Annotated in this window: 17 protein-coding genes and 2 tRNA genes; 8 read left to right on the plus strand and 11 right to left on the minus strand. The window is 69.2% G+C overall.

Annotated elements, in window-relative coordinates; all coding sequences use genetic code 11:
- The first annotated feature begins 80 nt into the window (after positions 1-80).
- The 3 genes from LY41_RS05955 to LY41_RS05965 are packed head-to-tail and all read left to right on the plus strand — an operon-like array spanning position 81 to position 2,681.
- Positions 81-869 carry a sensor domain-containing protein gene (locus LY41_RS05955; RefSeq protein WP_253862773.1) on the plus strand — a complete coding sequence of 263 codons (789 nt, stop codon included), beginning with the start codon at positions 81-83 and terminating at the stop codon, positions 867-869.
- Positions 866-2,017: a sensor histidine kinase gene (locus LY41_RS05960; RefSeq protein ID WP_372493103.1), complete on the plus strand. Its 1,152-nt coding sequence runs from the start codon at positions 866-868 to the stop codon at positions 2,015-2,017. The genes LY41_RS05955 and LY41_RS05960 overlap by 4 nt, the downstream gene beginning before the upstream one ends.
- Before the next feature lie 22 nt (positions 2,018-2,039).
- Complete coding sequence (locus LY41_RS05965; RefSeq protein WP_253862774.1) at positions 2,040-2,681, plus strand: response regulator transcription factor; 642 nt, start codon at positions 2,040-2,042, stop codon at positions 2,679-2,681.
- Between the two features lie 91 nt (positions 2,682-2,772).
- Here LY41_RS05965 and LY41_RS05970 read toward each other — a convergent pair whose 3' ends face one another.
- The 9 genes from LY41_RS05970 to LY41_RS06010 form a co-directional block, all read right to left on the minus strand.
- A complete protein-coding gene (locus tag LY41_RS05970; RefSeq protein WP_253862775.1) occupies positions 2,773-3,669 on the minus strand; it encodes an amidohydrolase family protein in 897 nt (298 codons plus the stop codon).
- The gene (smpB, locus tag LY41_RS05975) at positions 3,666-4,166 is read right to left on the minus strand and encodes an SsrA-binding protein SmpB (RefSeq protein ID WP_253862776.1); all 501 of its coding nucleotides are present in this window, start codon (positions 4,164-4,166) and stop codon (positions 3,666-3,668) included. Before smpB ends, LY41_RS05970 begins: the two co-directional genes overlap by 4 nt.
- 172 nt (positions 4,167-4,338) lie before the next feature.
- Positions 4,339-5,238, minus strand: a complete 900-nt coding sequence (ftsX, locus tag LY41_RS05980; RefSeq protein WP_253862777.1) for a permease-like cell division protein FtsX — start codon at positions 5,236-5,238, stop codon at positions 4,339-4,341.
- A 141-nt stretch (positions 5,239-5,379) separates the two neighbouring features.
- Positions 5,380-6,069, minus strand: a complete 690-nt coding sequence (gene ftsE / locus LY41_RS05985) for a cell division ATP-binding protein FtsE (protein WP_253862778.1) — start codon at positions 6,067-6,069, stop codon at positions 5,380-5,382.
- 99 nt (positions 6,070-6,168) lie between these two features.
- Positions 6,169-7,278: a peptide chain release factor 2 gene (gene prfB, locus LY41_RS05990; RefSeq protein ID WP_253862779.1), complete on the minus strand. Its 1,110-nt coding sequence runs from the start codon at positions 7,276-7,278 to the stop codon at positions 6,169-6,171.
- A gap of 60 nt (positions 7,279-7,338) precedes the next feature.
- Positions 7,339-7,839, minus strand: a complete 501-nt coding sequence (locus tag LY41_RS05995) for a PadR family transcriptional regulator (RefSeq protein ID WP_253862780.1) — start codon at positions 7,837-7,839, stop codon at positions 7,339-7,341.
- Positions 7,840-8,414: 575 nt separating this feature from the next.
- Positions 8,415-8,488 (minus strand) — tRNA-Met (locus LY41_RS06000).
- Between the two features lie 625 nt (positions 8,489-9,113).
- A tRNA-Met gene (locus LY41_RS06005) sits at positions 9,114-9,187 on the minus strand.
- A gap of 73 nt (positions 9,188-9,260) precedes the next feature.
- Positions 9,261-12,239: a UPF0182 family protein gene (locus tag LY41_RS06010; RefSeq protein ID WP_253862781.1), complete on the minus strand. Its 2,979-nt coding sequence runs from the start codon at positions 12,237-12,239 to the stop codon at positions 9,261-9,263.
- Positions 12,240-12,384: 145 nt separating this feature from the next.
- Between LY41_RS06010 and LY41_RS06015 the strand changes: the two genes are divergently transcribed.
- Positions 12,385-13,083 (plus strand): PPA1309 family protein, encoded by a 699-nt coding sequence (locus LY41_RS06015; protein WP_253862782.1) that lies wholly within the window; start codon positions 12,385-12,387, stop codon positions 13,081-13,083.
- An 84-nt stretch (positions 13,084-13,167) separates the two neighbouring features.
- On the opposite strand, the gene LY41_RS06020 is transcribed toward LY41_RS06015, so the two are convergent.
- Positions 13,168-14,340 carry a YlbL family protein gene (locus LY41_RS06020; RefSeq protein ID WP_253862783.1) on the minus strand — a complete coding sequence of 391 codons (1,173 nt, stop codon included), beginning with the start codon at positions 14,338-14,340 and terminating at the stop codon, positions 13,168-13,170.
- Between the two features lie 101 nt (positions 14,341-14,441).
- Between LY41_RS06020 and LY41_RS06025 the strand changes: the two genes are divergently transcribed.
- Positions 14,442-15,947 carry a zinc-dependent metalloprotease gene (locus LY41_RS06025; protein WP_253862784.1) on the plus strand — a complete coding sequence of 502 codons (1,506 nt, stop codon included), beginning with the start codon at positions 14,442-14,444 and terminating at the stop codon, positions 15,945-15,947.
- Between the two features lie 100 nt (positions 15,948-16,047).
- On the opposite strand, the gene LY41_RS06030 is transcribed toward LY41_RS06025, so the two are convergent.
- A complete protein-coding gene (locus LY41_RS06030; protein ID WP_253862785.1) occupies positions 16,048-16,527 on the minus strand; it encodes a M48 metallopeptidase family protein in 480 nt (159 codons plus the stop codon).
- A gap of 460 nt (positions 16,528-16,987) precedes the next feature.
- Between LY41_RS06030 and LY41_RS06035 the strand changes: the two genes are divergently transcribed.
- The 3 genes from LY41_RS06035 (at position 16,988) to LY41_RS06045 (ending at position 20,754) form a co-directional block, all read left to right on the plus strand.
- The gene (locus LY41_RS06035; RefSeq protein ID WP_253862786.1) at positions 16,988-18,157 is read left to right on the plus strand and encodes a ThiF family adenylyltransferase; all 1,170 of its coding nucleotides are present in this window, start codon (positions 16,988-16,990) and stop codon (positions 18,155-18,157) included.
- Between the two features lie 249 nt (positions 18,158-18,406).
- Positions 18,407-19,693, plus strand: coding sequence for an ABC1 kinase family protein (locus tag LY41_RS06040; RefSeq protein ID WP_253862920.1), 1,287 nt, complete (start codon positions 18,407-18,409; stop codon positions 19,691-19,693).
- A gap of 128 nt (positions 19,694-19,821) precedes the next feature.
- Complete coding sequence (locus tag LY41_RS06045) at positions 19,822-20,754, plus strand: hypothetical protein (RefSeq protein ID WP_253862787.1); 933 nt, start codon at positions 19,822-19,824, stop codon at positions 20,752-20,754.
- The last annotated feature ends 2 nt before the right edge of the window (positions 20,755-20,756 follow it).

Consider the following 20,756-nt stretch of genomic DNA (forward strand, 5'->3'; position numbering starts at 1 on the left):
CCGGTCACGGCCGAGGGTGGGGCTGGCCCCACCCCGTTTCGACCCGTGTGCTCCATGGTCACCACCGCCGCTCCCCGGCGATGCTGGGAGTCGCCGACATCGCCTACGTCGGCAGGAAGGAAGGGAGCACGATCATGACGGTGCGGAGACAGACTCCCCGGTTGCGCGGCGCACTGCCGTTTCTGTTGCTCAGCCTCCCGATGGGAATCGTCGGATTCGTGTTCGTGGTGACGACGGTGAGCGCGGGCGCGCCGACGGCCCTGGTGTGGGTGGGCATTCCGGTGCTGATGCTGCTGCTCACGGGCACCCGCAGGCTGGCGGACCTCGAGCGCACGCGCGTCCACGGGATGCTGGACGCGGCCGTACCGCGGCCGTACCGCCCGTTGCCGCACGGCCCGGTGCGCAGCCGGTGGCTGGCACGCGCCCGCGATGCGCAGACCTGGCGTGACATCTTCTACCTGATCATCCTGCTGCCGGTGGGGATCGTCGAGTTCACGCTGGTGGTCGTGTTCTGGTCGGTGTCGCTGGGGCTGATCGCACTGCCCGTCTACTACCGCTTCCTGCCCGAGGGCCTGTACGCGTTCCCGTCGCACGAGCTGCGCTGGGTGACGGTCGACTCGGTGCCGACGGCACTGCCGTGGACGGCGCTGGGAGTGCTGGTGGCGTGCGGTGCGGTCCTGGGCACGCGGGCGCTGGGTGCCGGACACGCGTGGCTGGCACGGGCGCTGCTGGGGCCGACGGCACGGCGCATCCGTGAGGCCGAGGGCAGGATCGGCCACCCCGCCGACCTCGGCTACCTCGCCGATCTCACCGATCCCGCCGACACGACCGCGGCGGATACCCGGCCGACGCGCACGGTGGCACGATGAGCACTCCGGGTAGAGGGGACACCGTGATGCATGAGGACCAGCCATGGCCGGAAACCTGGCGCACGATCGCGTACCAGGTGCTGGCACTGCCGGTGCGCATCTTCGAGTTCGTCGTGCTCCTGGTGCTGCTGGTGACCGGGATCGCGACGACCCTCGTCTGGGTGGGCATTCCCCTGCTGATGCTGGCCACGACGTTGACGCAGCGTTTCGCCGACTTCGAGCGCCGATCACTGCGCCGGTGGCTGCACACCCCGCTGGCGGATGCGATCCGCAACCGCGGCGACGGGCCGGTCCGGAACTGGTTCGCCCAGCTGACGGACTCCACGACGTGGCGGGACCTCACGTATCTGCTGGTCACGACGCCCATCGCGATCGCCGAGTTCGTGCTCGGCGTCGTGTCCGCGATCATCGTACCGCTCGCGTTGACGGTCGCGCCCGGTGTCGGCTGGCTGCACGGCAAACTCGCGTTGGCGCTGCTCGGTCCGCCGCGGGCCGAACGGCTCGAGGCGCGGGCCTCGCGGCTGCAGGCGTCGCGGGCACGCGGGGTCGACGCGGCCGAGGCCGAACGCAGGCGCATCGAACGCGACCTGCACGACGGCGCGCAGCAGCGGCTCGTGTCGGTGGCGATGACGGTCGGCCGTGCCAAAGCCAAGGTCGGCGGTTCCGACCCCGATACCGCTGAGCTGCAGAACCTCCTCGACGAAGCGCATACCGACGCGAAACTCGCGGTGTCGGAACTGCGCGACCTGGCGCGCGGCATCTACCCCGCGGTGCTGGGCGACCGCGGACTCGACGCGGCGTTGTCGGCGCTCGCGGCGAAGTCGACGGTGCCGGTCTCGGTGTCGGTCGACATCGAGGAACGCCCTCCTGCCGCGGTCGAGAGCACGACGTACTTCGTCGTCGGCGAAACGCTCGCCAACGCCGCCAAGTACGCCGAAGCCTCCGACATCCGCGTGGACGTGCGCCGCGACGGGGATACAGTGATCGCCGAGGTCACCGACGACGGCCGGGGTGGCGCCGAGATCCGTGCCGGTGGCGGGCTGGCCGGGCTCGCCGACCGTGCCGCGACGATCGACGGCGTCATCTCGGTCGTCAGTCCCGCCGGTGGTCCGACGGTCGTTCGCGCCGAACTTCCGTGTCGCTGGTGAACGAACTTCTGGGGGTCTGCACGTGCGGGTGGTCATCGCCGAGGACGCCGTGCTGCTGCGCGCCGGTGTCCAGCGACTGCTGGCGGACGAGGGCATCGAGACGGCCGCTGCGGTCGGCTCGGGCGACGAGCTGCTGGCCGCGGTCGGCGAGCACGAACCCGACCTGGCGATCGTCGACGTGCGGATGCCGCCGACGTTCACCGACGAGGGACTGCGGGCCGCGCTGCAGGCACGCGAGATCACAGGCAACCTCCCGGTGCTCGTCCTGTCGCAGTACGTCGAGGAGACCTACGCGATCGAGCTGCTGTCCGGTGGCGCGGGCGGTGTCGGGTACCTGCTGAAGGAACGCGTCTCCGACGTGACCGACTTCCTCGATGCCGTGCGCCGCGTCGCCGCAGGCGGCACCGCGATCGACCCCGAGGTGGTCTCGCAGGTCATGGCGCGCGGACGCAACAACCCGCTCGACTCGCTCACCGGCCGCGAAGGCGACGTGCTCGCCCTGATGGCACAGGGCCTGACGAACTCCGCGATCGCGGCCCGGATGGTGGTCTCGCACGGCGCCGTCGAAAAGCACATCGGCAACATCTTCGCCAAGCTCGGCCTCGACAGCAGCCTCGAGGAGCATCGCCGTGTCCGCGCGGTGCTGACCTACCTCGAACGCTGAACCGTGGGCCCCTCGCGCCCCGAAGGGCACCTTTGGGGCACTCAACGCCCCGAAGGTGCCCTTCGGGGCATCCGCTCAGGCCGCCCGCGGATCACACGCCGAGGAGCTTGGCCGGCGTGTCGTGGAGGACGGCGCGCAGGAACGGCTCCCCCAGCCGGTCGTCGGCCTCCGCCCAGCTGGCGACCGCACGCAGTTGCGTGGCGTAGTCGTAGGGGATGTTCGGAAAGTCGGTGCCGAGCACGATCCGGTCGGCGATGCCGGCCAGGCGCGCAGGCCAGTCATCGGGTACGGGCATGATGCGTTCCGTGAACGGCACGCCCACCATCGTCGTGTCGAGATACACCCGCGGGAACCGCTGCACCAGGTGCAGCGCCGCGTCGTACTCGGGCATGCCGGCGTGTGCCAGCACGGCGACCAGCGCGGGGTGCCGTTCCAGCACCCGGGCGAACACGTCGAGTCCGGTGTGCTCGCCCCGCAGCGGCCCGTGCCCGCAGTGCACGACCGCGGGGACTCCGGCGTCGGCGAGCATCCCCCACACCGCGTCGAGCCGGTCGTCCCGCGGATCGAACGCCCCGACCTGCACGTGGACCTTGACGCACCGCACACCCGATCGCAACGCCTCCTCGACGTAGCGGGCCGCCTCGGGCTCCGGGAAGAACGTCGCCGTCGGCACGGCGTCCGGCTGCCGGTCGGCGAACTCGCGGGCCCACGCGTTCAGCCACTCCGCCATACCCGGTTTGTGCGGGTACACCAGCGGCGCGAACGTCCGCACTCCCATGGCCCGCAACGCGGCGAGCCGCTGGTCCTCCGGCAGCCGGTAGTGCACCGGCCACGGCATGCCGTAGTTCTCCTCGGCGTCGTCGAAGTACGCCCACACCTTCGCGAGCATGCGCTCGGGCAGGAAATGGACGTGGATGTCGACGAGACCGTCGAGCCCGAGTCCCCGGGCCCAGGCAGCGACGTCGCTGTCGGCCCCGGGGCCGGTCACCGGCGTCCCGCGCGCTGTTGCTTGTGCTTGCCCTTGATCGCCCGGCCCATCGCCTTGGAGATCTCGCGCTGCGCGTCACGCTTGGCGATGTCCTGCCGCTTGTCGTGGGCCTTCTTACCGCGCGCCAGCGCCAGCTCGACCTTGACCTTGCCGTCCTTGAAGTAGAGCGACAGCGGCACGAGGCTGACGCCGCCCTCCTTCGTCTTGCCGATCAGCTTCGCGATCTCCCTGCGGTGCAGGAGCAGCTTCCGGCTGCGACGGGGAGCGTGGTTGGTCCATGTGCCCTGCGCGTACTCCGGGATGTGGACGTTGCGCAGGTAGACCTCGCCCTCGTAGACGGTCGCGAACGCCTCGCTCAGCGACGCCTTACCGGCACGGAGGCTCTTGACCTCGGTACCGGCCAGCGCGATACCGGCCTCGTAGGTGTCGAGGATCGAATAGTCGTGGCGGGCACGACGGTTCGACGCGATCACCTTGCGTCCGACTTCCTTGACCATGTCTCGACTCTATCCGCCCTCGACCGGGGTTTCCTAACGGTTACCGGGTGTCCTAACGGTTACTGCGGTACCGCCGCCGCGGGCGCGCCGCCGCTGCCGTCCACGTCACCGGCACCGCCACGTCGGGGTTCCGCTACCGGAACCCCGACGCAGGGCTCGATCGTCGCATTCCCTACGTGCGCACGTAGGCGCGCAGGGTGACGTATCCGGTGACGGCGGAGATCAGGATCGACACGCCCAGCAGAACGGGTGCGACGGGGAACAGGATGTCGACGATCTCGATATTGGGGATCGCCCCACCGGTGGCTTCGAAGATCCGGTCCAGCGCGATGTATTTGACGCCCACCAGCCCCACTACACCGAGAGCCGCACCGATCACACCGGCCACGACCGCTTCCAGCAGGAACGGTAGCTGCGTGTACCAGCGCGTGGCACCGACCAGCCGCATGATGCCCACCTCGGTACGCCGCGTGTAGGCCGACACCTGGATCGTGTTCGCGATCAGCAGTACGGCGGCCAGCGCCGCGATCGCCGCCACGATGAACGTGCCGTCACGGCCCGAGTTGAGCAGGTCGAAGAAACGGTCGAGGAACTTGTTCTGGTCATCGACGTTCGCCACGCCCGGCTGGTCGCCGAACTCCTGCACGATCACGTCGCTGCGCTCGGGGTCGAACAGCTTGACGTGCAGGGACGCGGGCAACGACTCGGGCCGGGCCAGTTCGACCAGTTCCGGCTGGCCCTCGAAGATCCGCTGGAACCGCTCGTAGGCCTCGTCGCGGTCCTCGAACACGACCGACTCGACGGCCTGGTTGTTCTCGAGCGAGGACCGGATCGTCGAGCACGGCTCGGCGGTGCAGTTCTGGTCGTTGGCGCTGATGTCCTGCGTGAGATACACCGTGACCTCGACGTCGTCGAGGTAGCTGGCCTGCATCTTGTCGATCGTGCGGACGAGCAGCAGACCGCCGCCGAACATCCCGAGTGAGATCGCGGTGGTCAGGATCATGGCGATGGTCATCGTGACGTTCCGGCGCAAGCCGGTGACGACCTCGCTGAAGACGAAGCTGGCGCGCATCTAGGGCACGGTTCCTTGGGGTCGGGGGTCGGGTACGGGGACGGGGAGTGTCCGGTGGCCGGACCGACGGCTACGTCCGCTCGACACGGCGAGCGGACCGAGGCGGTCGGAGACGGTCAAAGGCGGATCGCTGCGGGGGAATCAGCGACCGACGCCGTACACGCCTCGCCGGTCGTCACGGATGACCTTGCCGTTGTCGAGTTCCACGACGCGGCGGCGCATGGAGTCGACGATCGAGTGGTCGTGCGTGGCCATCAGGACGGTCGTGCCGGTGCGGTTGATCCGCTCCAGCAGCAACATGATGTCCTGGCTGGTGTCGGGGTCCAAGTTGCCCGTCGGCTCGTCGGCCAGCAACACGAGCGGCCGGTTGACGAACGCCCGCGCCATCGCGACGCGCTGCTGCTCACCACCGGAGAGCTCGTGCGGCATCCGGTCGGCCTTGCCGTCGAGACCGACCAGCTCCAGCACCTCGGGAACGACCTTGGTGATGGTGTGCTTCGGCTTGCCGATGACCTCGAGTGCGAACGCGACGTTCTCGGACACCGTCTTGTTGTTCAACAGCCGGAAGTCCTGGAAGACGCAGCCGATGGTCTGGCGCAAGCGGGGGACCCTGCGCCGGGGCATCTTGGCGACGTCGAAGTTCGACACCGACACCCGGCCCTTACTGGGCACTTCCTCACGCAACAGCAGGCGCAGGAACGTCGACTTCCCCGACCCGGACGGGCCGATGAGGAAGACGAACTCACCCTTGTCCACGTCGACCGTGACGTCGTCCAGTGCCGGACGGGTCGAGGTCTTGTAGGCCTTGGATACGGATTCGAGCTGGATCACGATTGAGCATCCTACCCGCGCACCCCGTGAAGGACGGGTTGCCCGGGCATCGGCCGCCCGGAAACGCGGGCCTGCCCGCCCGGCACGCCCCGGTCGGGACTAGGAGGCGTCGGTTTCCTGTTGCTTACGCCACCGGATGCCGGCGTCGAGGAAGGCATCGATATTGCCCTCGAGCACGGCCGTCGGATTGCCGGACTCGTATTCGGTGCGCAGGTCCTTGACCATCTGGTACGGGTGCAGCACGTACGAGCGCATCTGGTTGCCCCAGCTGGAGCCGCCGTCCTTGAGCGCGTCCAGTTCGGCCTGCTCCTCCTCCTTCTTCCGCTGGAGCAGCTTGGCCTGCAGCACCTTCATCGCGGCGATCTTGTTCTGCAGCTGCGACTTCTCGTTCTGGCAGGACACGACGATGCCGGTGGGCTGGTGCGTGATGCGCACGGCCGAGTCGGTGGTGTTCACGCTCTGCCCACCGGGACCGGACGAGCGGTAGACGTCGATGCGCAGGTCCTTCTCGGGGATCTCGACGTGGTCGACCTCGTCGACCTCGGGCAGCACCTCGACGTGCGCGAACGACGTCTGCCTGCGGCTCTGGTTGTCGAACGGCGAGATGCGGACGAGCCGGTGCGTACCCTGCTCCACCGACAGCGTGCCGTAGGCGTACGAGGCGCCGACCTTGAACGTGGCGGACTTGATGCCCGCTTCCTCGGCGTAGGAGGTGTCGTAGACCTCGGTCGCGTAGCCGTGCCGCTCGGCCCAGCGAAGGTACATGCGCATGAGCATCTCGGCGAAGTCGGCGGCGTCGACGCCACCGGCCTCGGCACGGATGTTGACCACGGCGTTGCGCGGGTCGTACTCGCCGGACAGCAACGTGCGCACCTCGAGCAGGTCGATCGCCTCGGTGAGGGACGCGAGCTCGCTGTCGGCTTCGCTCTTGGTGGCGGGGTCGCCCTCGGCCTGGGCGAGCTCGTGGAGCACGCGGAGGTCGTCGAGCCGCTGCCGCAGTTCGCCGACGCGCCGCAGGTCGGCCTGCTTGTACGACAGCTGGCTGGTCACCTTCTGCGCGGCCGCAGGGTCGTCCCACAGGTCCGGGCGTGCCGCCTCCTCTTCGAGGGAGGCGACCTCCTGGCGCAGGGCGTCGATGTCCATGACCGACTCGACCTGCGTCAGCTTGCCGTCGAGGCCCTTGACGACGTCTTCGAACTCAGCACTCACGAATGACAAGGTTACGGCAAATCACGCGGCCGTTGGAGGCGGCCGCGTGACGCCGGGTGATCAGTTCGCCGTGACCGTGTCGAGGAGCTTGAGTGCGGCCTTCGCGTGCGCCAGGTCGAAGTCGGCGACGGCCTTGGTCACCGGGTCCTCGGCGGCCTTCGAGGAGGCCTTGGCGATGTCGGCCTGCTCGGTGTAGACGGCCCTGGCGGTGTCGAAGAGGTTCTGTCGCTGCTTCGCCGTGAGCACCCTGGCGTGCACGAGGCGCAGGATGAGTGGCGAGCGCAGGTGGTCGGGTGCGGAGTCGGTGGCGACCCAGGCCTTGAATGCCTTCTTACCGGCCGCGGTGATCACGTACTGCTGGCTGGAGCGCGGACCCTGCTTGCCCAGGCGGACGTACCCGGCTTCGTTCAGCGCGGGGAGTTCGCGGTAGACCTGGCTCCGTGTGACGCTGAAGAACGCCCCGAAGCGCTCTTCGGCTCCGGCGACGAGTTCACCACCGGTGGCGGGGCCGTCGTGAAGCAGGCCAAGCAGTGCTGCGGCTGTAGCGTTCAAATCGGACACGCCTCCACGGTGCCACGTCCGACGCCTTCTGTCCACTGTGGCCCCGCGTGAGGTCCACAATGGATCTGTAAACAGTCCACAAGCACCAGAGTGACGGCCGCACGAAATGCCTCCGTACGGCGCAATCCGATCTCCACGGAACGGCACAGCGTGTTCGGCCGATAACGCCGCGTCACCGCTGCGGCGCGCCGTCCCCATGGAGCGGAGTCCACCGCAACACCCACGCGGCCGAATCCCTCACCGTCCGTGGCAGCACATTGCGTAGCGCAACTGCAGCAGTGAGTGACGACCTTTCGGTCATCACGACGATGGGCGTACGTCTCCCCCGCGCCGAGCAGACCTTGCGGATCAGTGCATATCCGGCGAGCCGAGCACGCCCCCGACCAGCCGAGCGAGCGAGGCGAGGCGAGGCGAGGCGGCGCCTCCCCGGGGTGCCGGGAGGGGGCAGAGCCCGCCGGGCTGGGGACGCGGGGGCTGCGCCCCCACAGCAATAACGAACGAGACTGCGACAACAAAGGACAACAACGAAAGAACCCCGTCTACGCACGCCGTAGACGGGGTTCTCCCATTCTCTGTAGCGGGGACAGGATTTGAACCTGCGACCTCTGGGTTATGAGCCCAGCGAGCTACCGAACTGCTCCACCCCGCGTCGTTGTGTGTGCATAACTCTACAGGCCGCCAAGATCGTCTTTTCAAGGGGGTACCTTCGAGCTCCGTCACACCCCGAAAGGCGGTGTGCGCTGCTGTTTCTGGGCTACCCGCACCGTTCCCGCCGGGCTGCGAACCCGTAACGACTCGAACTCGCAGCATCTCGAGTCCATGGCACCTCGAGTCCATGGCGCCTCGAGCCCATAGCAACTCGACCCCGTGGCAACTCGACCCCATAGCAACTCGACCCCGTGGCGACGCTGAGTGCCTCGCTCACACCCGAGCCGCACTCTCAGCCTCCTCGGGGCCCACCGGGACGTGGACATCGCCCGAGCGCCAACCTGAGCCCCATTGCGTACGGCACCCGCGCGAACGCGGCGAGCACCAACCAGCCGAACGCGCACCAGCGAGCAACGGAGACCGCCCACCACCCAACGCAACCACACCGAATCGCCGCCGAGGCGAGGCGACACCGCCCCGGGATGCCGGGAGGGGGCAGAGCCCGCCGGGCTGGGGACGCGGGGGCTGCGCCCCCACAGCAATAACGAACGAGACTGCGACAACAAAGGACAACAACGAAAGAACCCCGTCTACGCACGCCGTAGACGGGGTTCTCCCATTATCTGTAGCGGGGACAGGATTTGAACCTGCGACCTCTGGGTTATGAGCCCAGCGAGCTACCGAACTGCTCCACCCCGCGTCGTTGTGGCACCCACCTTACGCCTTGGCATTCTCTGGCCGTAAGGCGGGTGCCACGTGGTGTTCGTCCCCGGTCAACCGCCGGAGTTCTGGAGTTCCTCGTAGCGGCGTGTGGCTTCGTCCAGTTCGGACAACGCTTCACCCTGGGTCTGGAAGTCGCCCTCTTCCTGCGCCTTCCGGAGCTTCTCGAGGGCTGACTGGATGTCCTCGATGGCCTGGTTCATCTCGGCACTGTTGCCACCGCCGCCGTCCTGGTTGTCGCCGTCCTGGTTGCCGGAACCGTCGCCGTCCTGGTTACCACCCTGCTGGTTGTCGCTCTGGTTGCCGTCGTTGTCTCCGGAGTTGTCCTGATCGGGCGTGCCCCCGGACTCGGGGCCGGCGGCAGCGTCGCCGCCGCCCTCGCCGAAGACCTGGTCGAGCGCACCCTTGAGGGTGGAATCGAAGCCGATCTTGCCGCCGAAGGACACGATCACACGGGCCAGCTGCGGGTAGCTCTGCGAGTTGCGCTGCTGCACGTAGATGGGTTCGACGTACAGGAACCCGTCCGCGACCGGCAGGGTGAGCAGGTTGCCGTAGATCAGGTCGACACTCTGGTTGCCGAGCAGGGTGCGGTCCTGGGTGAACTCGGGGTGCGACTGGAAGGCGTTCTGCACCTGGACCGGGCCTTCGATCTGCCGTTCACCGGAGGTCGGCAGCCGCAGCACGCGCATGTTGCCGTAACTGCCCGGATCGGAGGAGACCGTCACCCACGCGGCGAGGTACTGCCGTCGCAGCTGGGTGAGGGCACTGGTCAGCTGGAAGTGCGGTTCGTCCTGCCACGGCGACTGCGAGTACGTGTAGTACGCGGGTTGCTTGGCCGCGTCGGTGTTCGGGTCGAGTCCACCGTCGGTCGTCGGGTCCTGCGGCACGTTCCAGAACGTCTGGGTCGCGTAGAACTCCTGGGCATTCTCCACGTGGTACTGCGTGATCAGCTCACGCTGGAGCTTGAAGATGTCTTCCGGATACCGGAAGTGCTGCCGCAGTTCGTCGGAGATCTGCGACTCGGGTTGGACCACCCCGGGGAAGGTCTTCATCCAGGCCTTCAGCACCGGGTCCTGCTTGTCCATCTGGTAGAGGTCCACGGTGCCGTCGAACGCGTCGACCGTGGCCTTCACCGAGTTGCGGACGTAGTTGATCTCGCTGTCCTGCTGTTGCGCGACGCCGCTCAGCGAGTCGGACGTCGCTTCGCCCAGCGAGGTGCGCTGCGAGTACGGGAAGTTGTCGAGCGTGGTGTAGCCGTCGACGACCCACTTGACCCGGCCGTCGATCACGGCGGGATACGGGTCGCCGTCGGCGGTGAGCCACGGCGCGATCTTCTCGACGCGATCCCGCGGGTCGCGGTTGTACATGATCTTGGAGCCGTCGCCGATGGCGTCGGAGAACAGGATGTTGCGCTCACCGTGCTGCATGGCGAAGACGGCACGGTTGAACCAGCCGTCGATCGGCACGCCGCCCTCGCCGTCGTACAGGTAGGTGCGGTCCTGCGCCGTGTCGTACTCACCGGGCGCGGCGTCCTCCGGGCCGCCGGCGATGGCGTACTCGGTGGCGAGCTCACCGAAGTAGATGCGCGGCTGGTCGACCTGCATGCCGGCGCCGCTCGGGTTCTGCGTGTCGCTGGTACCCGCCACCGGATACCCGCCGTCACTGTCGGCGCCCTGCAGGGCACGGTCGATCTGGTTGGCGGGCGCGGCGACGAAGCCGTTGCCGTGGGTGTAGACGAGGTGGCGGTTGATCCAGGTCTGCTGGTTCGCGGCCAGGCCCTCGGTGTTCATCTCCTTCGCCGCGACGAGGTAGGCCTGCTCCTCACCGTCGACCGTGTAGCGGTCGATGTCGAGCTTCTCGGGGAAGCCGTAGAAGTTCTCCCGGCCGACCCGCTGGGTGAACGTCGGCGAGAGCACGTTCGGGTCGAGCAACCGGATGTTCGGGATGGTGCCCTCGTCGTTGCGGATCTTGCTGGCGTCGACGTCCGACTGGCCGCTGTAGTCGTCATATCGGACGTCGTTGATGTTGTAGGCGTACCGCGTCGCCTCCATGTTGCGCTGGATCGACTGCGCCTCGCGCTCGTTGGCGTTCGGGCGCACGGAGAACTGTTCGAGGATCGCGGGCCACGCCACGCCGACGATCAGCCCGGACAGCAGCAACAGCACCAGCGCGATCGCCGGCAGCTGGATGTTGCGCAGGAACGCACCCACGAAGAACGCGATCGCGCAGAACACGCAGATGCTCAGCAGGATCAGCTTGGCCGGCAGCACCGCGTTCAGGTCCGTGTAGGTGGCGCCGGTGAACAGCTCGTTGCGGTCCGACAGCAGCAGGTTGTAGCGGTCGAGGAAGTACTCGACCGCCTTGAGCAGCACGAACAGGCCGACCAGGATCAGCAGGTGCACCCGCGCGGGGCCCGCGACCGAACCACCGCGACCCGCGAGACGGACACCGCCGAACAGGTAGTGCGCGAGCAGCCCGCCGACGAACGCCACGACGGTGGCGACGAACAGCCAGCCCAGCACCCAGCCGAGGAACGGCAGGTCGAAGACGTAGAACCCGATGTCGTTACCGAACTGCGGGTCGTTGCGCCCGAACTCGCTGCCGTTCAGGTACATCTGAACGGTCTCCCAGCTGCCCTGACCGGACACGCCCGCGACCAGGCCCGCGAGCACCGGGATGCCGATGCCGAAGAGCTTCACCCTGCTGGCGACGACCGAGCGGTAGCGCGCCAGCGGATCGTCCTCGCCGCTGACCGGCACGAACACCGGCCGCGTGCGGTAGGCGATCCACAAACTCACCGCGAGCGCACCGCCGACGAGGAGGCCGGTCGCCACGAAGAGTGTGAGCCGGGTCAGCAGCACGGTGGTGAACACGCCGCGCGCATCCACCTCGCCGAACCACAGCCAGTCGACATACGCGTTCAAGAACCGCGCACCGAGCAGCAAGAGCAGGACGAGGACGGCCGCGATTGTCAGCAGGATCCGGGCCCGCTTGGACAACTTGGGGAGACCGACGGGGGGCCGAGTGGCCACAGCGCACACTCCTGAGGTCGAAACTGGCGTGGTTCAGGGGGCTCGCGAGACGGGCTCCCTGTATGCCCAACTCTACGGACCGGTGCCCGAGTTCCCCGAATGCCCCTGAATCGGACGTCGGGCCGTTGCTGCGACGATGGTCACCATGACGGACAGCGAAGGCGCGGCCCACCCTGTCGCCGAGAACACCGAGGTCACCGGGCTCGCCGGGAGCAACGACGACACCGCGGCCGAGAACGTCTGGGATTTCGAGGACGACGAGGACCTCGACGACGACGGGTCGGCGTCGGCCGCGGCCACCGTGGGCGCGATCGCGCGGGAGGTCGAGGAGTTCGTGGCCGCGGGCGGATGGCAGCAACCGCCGCAGCTGTTCGCGCTCGTACCCACCGCGGAACTGCTGTCCCAGCAGCCCGAGCTCGCCGACTCACTGGACCCGGACGCCGAGCTCACCCCGGTCGCGCAGGAACCGTTGCCCGGCGACGACCTCGCGGATGCGCTCGCGACGATCGCGTGGCCGGAACTCGTCCAGGGCTGCGCGCTCGCCCAGGAGATCATCGTGCTGCCGCCCGACGCCGAGGACGAGCTGCCCGGTGTCGACGAATCGGCGGGCGTCTCCGCCACCGACGTCGAGCGCCTCAAGCAGGCCGCCGCCGGTCATCCGCAACGCACCGAAGCCCGGCTCGTGGCTGCCGTTCTGCGCGACGGGCCCGCCTCGTGTGCCATGCGCCTGCACGGCATCCGCACGCCGCCGGCCGACGACGCCGAACCGACCGACGAGATCATCGAGCACCCCGAACTCGCTCCGAATCTGGTCGAGGCCCTGCGCGCGACGCTGCTCCCCTGAGTCACCGCCACCGGGCGCCCACTCCGCTGTCCTGGGAACGGGCGTCCAGCCGGGGCCGGGCCTCGGCCGGCCCACTGTGCGGAGTCAGCCCTCGCAGGTCGGAACGGGCTTGCCGTCCCGGAGATTGCGCAGTGCGCTGACCGCGTCGTCGAGGGTGCCGACCCGGACGAGCCGGAGCCCCTCCGGCGCGGCAGACACCGCCTCGGCGCAGTTGCGCTCCGGCACCAGGAACGTCGTCGCGCCGTCCTCCTCGGCGGCGACGACCTTGAACGAGATGCCGCCGATCGCGCCGACGTTGCCCTGCGCGTCGATTTCGCCGGTGCCCGCCACGCGCCTGCCGTCGATCAGGTCCTCCTGCTCCAGACGCTCGACGATCGCCAGTGCGAACATCGCACCCGCCGACGGACCGCCCACGTCCTCGAGCGAGATGTCGACCGTGAACGGCACGTCCGCCCGGTCCGCGGGCTGCACGCCGACGAAGCCCTGCTTTCCGCCTTCCGGATGCCGGGCCAGCTCGATCTGCACCGTACGGGACTGCTGCTCGCCACGCCGGTAGGTCAGATCGACCTGCTGTCCGGGGCGGGTGTTCTTCAGCGCGGCCGTCACGTCACGCCGCCCCGCGACACGCTTGCCGTTCACCGACACCAGCTGGTCCCCGGGTTCGAGCACCCGCGAGGCGGGGCTGTCGGCCACGACCTGGTCCGCGACGACCTTCACCGGGTAGCCGAGCGTGCGCAGCGCGGCGACCTCGGCGTTGCTCTGCGAACTGCGGAACTGCTCGACGTTCTCCTTGCGCACTTCCTCGTCGGTCTGCCCGGGGCGGAAGTACTCCTCCCGCGGCGCGACGGCGTACCGGCCACTGATCCACAGACCCAGCGCGCCGAAGAGGGTGACGTCGTCGTTGAGGGAGACGGTGGTCATCCGCAACTGACCTTCGGCGTCGTAGCTGCGTTCCCCGTCGATCGCCACGACGTGATCGCCGTCGACGTCACCGAGCGTGTCGTAGGTCGGCCCCGGCCCGAGCGCCACGTACGGCACCTTGACGAAAGACCCGACCAGCACGAACGCCACCACGAGGACGGCACTGAACACGATCGTCCAGGTGCGCCGCGTGGGACGTCGCCGCGGTCGCCGCTCGGCCCCGGAGTCGTCGGCCCCGGAGTCGCCGGCCCCGGCGCGCGGTGCGGACGCGCGGTCGTCGACTGGTTCGGGGCCCGTGGCTCCTGACGCGGATTTCTTGTCGCCGGACTCGCTCACGGGCACAGCGTACGGCCGCCGCTGTCAGCTCAGAGCGAAGGTCCGATTCGCCATGTCGATCGACGGGTCACGGCACCCTCGGGCCGCGTACGGTGGAGGGTATGAGCAACCCACCCTTCGGGTTCGGCTTCGGTCTGCCCGACCCCGACAACAGCTCGTCCGGCCCTGGCAGCAACTCGTCCGGCTCCGGCGGTCAGGGTGGCGACCCGTTCCAGCAGCTGGGGCAGATGCTCAGCCAGCTCGGTCACATGTTCAGCCAGGCGGGCAGCTCCTCCGGGCCGGTGAACTACGACCTGGCCAAGCAGATCGCGCTGCAGCGCCTCGCGTCGAATTCCGAGGACGGCGACGCCAAACCGGGGATCGGGTTCGCCTCCGCCACCGGCGACACGCAGCAGGGTGACACCGCGGTGCGCGACGCCTCCCACCTGGCGGAGCTGTGGCTCGACGAGGCCACGATCCTGCCCGCGGGCGCGACGCAGACCGTCGCGTGGACCGCGAAGGACTGGATCGAGCAGACGCTGCCGACCTGGCAGCGGCTGTGCGATCCGGTCGCCGAGCAGGTGTCGTCGGCCTGGACCGAGGCGATGCCCGCAGAGGCGAAGCAGGCGGCCGGGCCGCTGATGTCGATGCTGGGCCAGATGGGCGGCATGGCGTTCGGCTCGCAGCTCGGGAACGCACTCGGCGACCTGGGCGCCGAGGTCCTGACGTCCTCCGACGTCGGCCTGCCGCTGGGACCGGAGGCCACTGCCGCGCTGCTGCCCGCGAACGTCGAGAAGTTCACCGAAGGCCTCGAACGGCCGGCCAGCGAAGTGCTCGTGTTCCTCGCCGCGCGCGAAGCCGCCCATCAGCGACTGTTCGCGCACGTGCCGTGGCTGCGGCAGCGGCTGCTGGCGACGGTCGAGGAGTTCGCCCGCGGCATCTCCGTCGACGTGTCCGGCCTCGAGCAGCTGGCGGGACAGATCGACCCGACGAATCCGCAGAGCATCGAGCAGGCGATGTCGTCGGGGCTGTTCGAGCCGCAGACGACGCCCGAACAGCAGGCCGCGTTGACCCGGCTGGAGACGCTGCTCGCCCTGGTCGAGGGCTGGGTCGACGTCGTGGTCGCCGATGCCGTCGGCAACCGCCTGCCGGGTGCGGATGCGCTGCGCGAAACACTGCGCAGGCGGCGGGCCAGCGGCGGACCCGCCGAGCAGACGTTCGCCACGCTCGTCGGGCTCGAGCTCCGGCCGCGGCGGATGCGTGCGGCCTCGACACTCTGGCAGCTGGTCGGCGACCGTCACGGCACCGAACAGCGGGACCATCTCTGGTCGCATCCGGACCTCATGCCCACGACGGACGACCTCGACGAGCCGGCGGACTTCGCCGACCGGCTCGGCGGCACCGTCCTCGGTGCCGACGTCGACCCGATCGCCGAGCTCGAGAAAACCGAGCGCGCCGAGGCCGAAGCCGCCGCATCGGGTTCCGACAGCTCGAGTTCCGACACGTCCGGGGCTGACACCTCCGCCGGCGACTCCGACGGCAACAACGACGCGGAGAACAACAACCGGGAGAACAACCACGGGGAGAACGGGGACGAGCCGGGCCGCGCGTCCGGCGAGAACGGCTGACCTCCTCGCCCCACCGCTCGACTCACCGCTCGAACGACCGCCCGCACCGGGGTCGCGCCGGTCTCCGGCCGCCGTCCCGGTGCGGGCTTTTGTGCGGCCGTCACTCCTCGTCGTCGGGCTCCTCGGTGTCGTCGGCGTCTCCGCTGATGCCGAGGTGTGCCGCCGCCGACAGGCCCTCCAGGTATCCGATGGCGCGTTCGGCCTTCGGATAGCGGTGCACCAGAGCCCAGAACTCGTCGTTGTGGTCGGCGACCCGCAGATGCGCCAGTTCGTGCACGAGCACGTAGTCGAGCACCCACGACGGCACCTCGCGAAGCCGCTCGCTGACCCGGATCGTGCGGTTCATCGGCGTGCACGATGCCCAGCGCGTCCGCATCGGCGGGACCCAGCGCACGCTCGCGGGGTCGGCCGTGCCGTCGAGATAGCGCGCCGAGAGCTCACTGCACCGCAACAACAACGCCTCGTCGGACGCGCGTGCCGGCGAGGCCCTCTTGCTCTCGGTCCGCCGCAGCTTCTTCTGCATCTCGGCGATCCAGTGCCGCTCCTCGGCCTTGGTCATCGTCGCCGGGATGAGCACCACCGTCGTGTCTCCGTCACGGTAGGCCGTGACAGTGCGGCGGCGCCGCGCGCTGCGCCTGACCTCGACCTTCTCGTCCGGCGTCGGTGTCTGCCGACCGGCCCGGTCCTCGCCGTTCCGGTCCTCACCGTTCCGGTCCTCGCCACGCGGGTCCTGACCGCGCCGTCGGCGATCCTCGTGCGCGTGATGTCCGTCGTCTCGTCGGGTACGTGGGGGTTGGGATTGTCCGCCTTTCGGCTGCTTTCCGCGTGACGGTGAATTCTGCGCCGCGTTCTGCGCCCGCCCGCGTTGACTCCGTAATGAGGGAACCCGTGCATCGGCCACCCGTACACGGTAAAGCGCACCACCGACATTCGGGATGGCTCGAACATCACAGAACTCCAGTTGTCCACATTCAAGTTCACCTGTGGATAACCCTGATCGGGTGTCCCACAGCACCGCGCGATCCCGTCACCCTGTGAACATGACCCGAACACTCATCGAAACCGGCTCGTTGCCGGACCGGCCGCGGATCGTGCCGGGACTGCAGGTCCTGGAGCGCGGCGAGGGGGAACTGCAGATCGGCTTGGAACCGCGCCACGCCGTTGTCGTGAACGCACTGTCGCCGATGCTGATGGACCTTGTCCGGGGACTCGACGGCAGCCGTAGCACCGACACGCTCATGCAGCTCGCCCGTTCTCAGTGCACGTCCGACGAAGCGGCCGAAACGGCCGCCGACGACGTCAGGCTCGTGATCGAGGGCCTCGCGGAACGCGGGCTGATCGAGGAGACCGACGCGCCCGCACATGCACGGTCCGTCCGCACCGACGAACCGGCATTCTGGGCCCTGACCCGCTCCCGCACGCGCCGGACCGCTGCCGCGCGGTGGGCGCAGAGCACCGTGCTGCTCGAAGGAGGTGGCAGACTTGCCGCCGCCCTGGCACGCACGCTGGCGACGGCAGGTGTCGGCCACATCGACACCCACACCAGCGGACGCGTCGGCCCGGAAGACCTGGGCACCGGGTTCGTCGACGGCGACATCGGCACTCCGCGCAGGCAGGCGATCACGAGTCTGGTCAAGCGGACCAACTCGGCGACGAAAACCGGCAAGGTACGGGGCAGGCAGCGTCCGGACCTGGTCGTGTTGACCGACACGGTCGTCCCTGCTCCGGAGATCGTCAACGAGCTGATGGTGGAGCGGCAACCGCATCTGCTGGTCAGGGTCCGGGACGGTAACGGCATCGTCGGCCCACTCGTCCACCCGGGCCGGAGCAGTTGCCTGCGCTGCGCGGACCTCGCACGAACCTCGCACGACCCCTCGTGGCCGCGGATCGCGAACCAGCTCGCGGGCCGGCTTCCCCGGACCGACCTGTGCAGCGTGACCGCGACGGCAGGCATCGCAGGCGGGCAGATTCTGCGCATCCTCGACCCCGAGGAGTCGGTACCGCCGACCTGGAACCGCACCATCGAGACCGACGCGTTCGACGGCACGACCACCGCCTCGGACTGGCCCCCGCATCCGTCGTGTCCGTGCGGAGCCGCCGTCGCCGCGCAGGCGGCCGAGCGCACTGCGCAGCACCAGGGCGGGTCGTCCGCACGACCTCCGGCGCCGCCCGGTGCGACCGGTTCCGGGGGTGACGCTGCCGCACCGTAGGGACGACCTCGAGGCTGCGGCCCCTCTCCCCGGACCGGCCGGGAGCCGCTCCCATCCGTGCACGGGCACTGCACGGCTCCCCACAGAACTGATCGACAAGGCAGAATCGCGGGCGTGACGGAACACCGCGAGGCCCAGGACAGGCCCGACGAGACTGCGGCGGACGGTGCCGAGACCACCGGAACCGCGGGAGGCGCACCGGGCACGGGACGCGACGGTGACACGGATGCCGCGGTACCGCGCAAGACCGTGGCCCGCACTGCGAAGCTGGCGAGTCTGCCACTGGGCATGGCGGGCCGTGCGGTCGGCGGCTGGGGCCGCCGGATGACCGGCCAGAGCGCCGACGAGGTCAACGCGGGCCTGTCGGCGAAGGCGGCCGAGCAGCTGTTCGAAGTGCTGGGCACGCTCAAGGGCGGCGCCATGAAGTTCGGGCAGGCGCTGAGCGTGTTCGAGGCTGCCGTGCCGGATGAACTGGCCGAGCCGTATCGCGATGCGCTCACCCGGTTGCAGGCCGCCGCCCCGCCGATGCCTGCCAAACAGACCCACCGCGTGCTGACCGAGCAGCTGGGGCGGACGTGGCGACAGCGGTTCGCCGAGTTCGACGACGAACCGACCGCGGCGGCGAGTATCGGCCAGGTGCACCACGGCGTCTGGCACGACGGCCGCCAGGTCGCCGTCAAGGTGCAGTACCCGGGCGCCGACGACGCGCTGCGCGGTGACCTGCGCCAGTTGCAGCGCTTCAGTCGCCTGTTCCAGAGCCTGGTACCGGGCACCGACGTCAAACCGCTGCTCTCCGAACTGGCGGACCGGATGGACGAGGAGCTCGACTACCGGAGGGAGGCCGACAACCAGCGGGCCTTCTCGAAGGCGTTCGCCGGGGACGAGCGGGTCCTGGTGCCGCGGATCGTGGCGAGCTCCCCCAAGGTGATCGTCAGCGAGTGGGTCACCGGCACGTCCTTCTCCGAGATCATCCACAGCGGCACTCAGGAGCAGCGCAACGACGCGGGCCGGTTGCTGGCGGAGTTCCACTACTCGGCGCCCGCCCGCGCGCAGTTGCTGCACTCGGATCCCCATCCCGGCAACTTCATGTTGCGCGACGACGGCCGGATGTGCGTGATCGACTTCGGTGCCGTCGCACGGCTGCCGTACGGCGCTCCCCGCGCGATGGGCAGGATCATGCGGCTCGCGCTCGAAGGACGGTCCGAGGAACTGTACGCAGCGCTGCGTGCCGAGGGATTCGTGCGGCCCGACACCGAGATCGATCCTGACGACGTCTACGCATACCTCCATCCGATCGTGGCCCCGCTCGCCGAGGAGCGATTCCACTTCTCCCGTCAATGGGCCCAGGACCAGGCACTGCGCATGGGCGACCTGCGCGGCCAGGACTTCCGCACCGGACGGTCGCTCAACCTGCCGCCGCACTGGTTGCTGATCCACCGGGTGACCGCGGGCGCCACCGGCATTCTGTGCCAGCTCGGCGCCGAGCTGCCGTTGCGTTCGATCGTGCAGCAGTGGCAACCCGGCTTCGCCGACTGAGCGGCCGGCACCGGCGAGTTGTCCACAAATGTCGCCGGAACGGTAGGAATTCGCCCTTCGCGGCCTGACTTGTCCACATTTTCACCAACCCCCTCCCCGCCGGACTCCGCGCTGGGCACTCTCGAGGCATGACTGCTCTGGCTGACGCGGCACAGCTGGCACCCGCCGCGAACGACCATGTCCTGACCACCGCGGAACTGCGCGCACAAGGCGTGTCCGAGGGCACCATCGCGCGCCGCTGCCGACCGGGCGGCCCGTGGCGACGCCTGCTGCCCGGAGTCGTCCTGCTCGGCACCGGCGAACCGACTCGAAGACAACTGGTGCGCGCACTCGCACGCTATGTGGGGCGCGACGCCGTCGTGACGGGTGGCGACGCGCTCGGTGCTCACGGCCTCACCCTGCCGAGAACCCCTGCGGTGCACATCCTGGTGCCGAAAGCACGCCGCATGCTCTCGCCGACCTTCGCGCTCGTCGAGCGCACCACCCGCCCACCCGATCCGGTCGTCGTCGACGACATTCCCTTCGCGCCGGCGACCCGGGCCGCGCTCGACGCGGCGCGGCGCGAACCCGACCCGGGACGGTTACGCGATCTGCTGTCCCTGCCCATCTACTACGGCCTGACCACCGGAACCGAGCTACGGGCCGAGCTCGATGCCGGCAGTCAACGCGGTTCGGCGGCGGTGCGGTCGGAACTGCGGTCCCTCGAGCACGATCGCGACACCTACGTACACGGATGGGCCCGCGCAGTGCTGCGGGACGGGCCGCTGCCGCCACCGCGATGGGACGTGACCGTGTGCGACCGTCGCGGAAAGCCGATCGGCACGGTCGATGCGTGGTGGGACGAGGTCGGCCTGGGCTGGCAGTTCCACCCGCCCGGCCGAGCACCTCTCGGTCATCTGGCCCTGACCGCCGCCGGGGTGACGATCGTGCGGACCGATCCCGAGCGACTCACCACGGACCGGCACGGCGTACTCGCCGAGCTGGCGAGCGCCTTCCGCACCGCCGCAACGCGCAGGCAACCGGCCGTCCGGTGCGTGGCGAAGGTGGCGGCCGCGGTATGAGT

The organism is Prauserella halophila (assembly GCF_024171895.1).
Lineage (GTDB): Bacteria > Actinomycetota > Actinomycetes > Mycobacteriales > Pseudonocardiaceae > Prauserella > Prauserella halophila.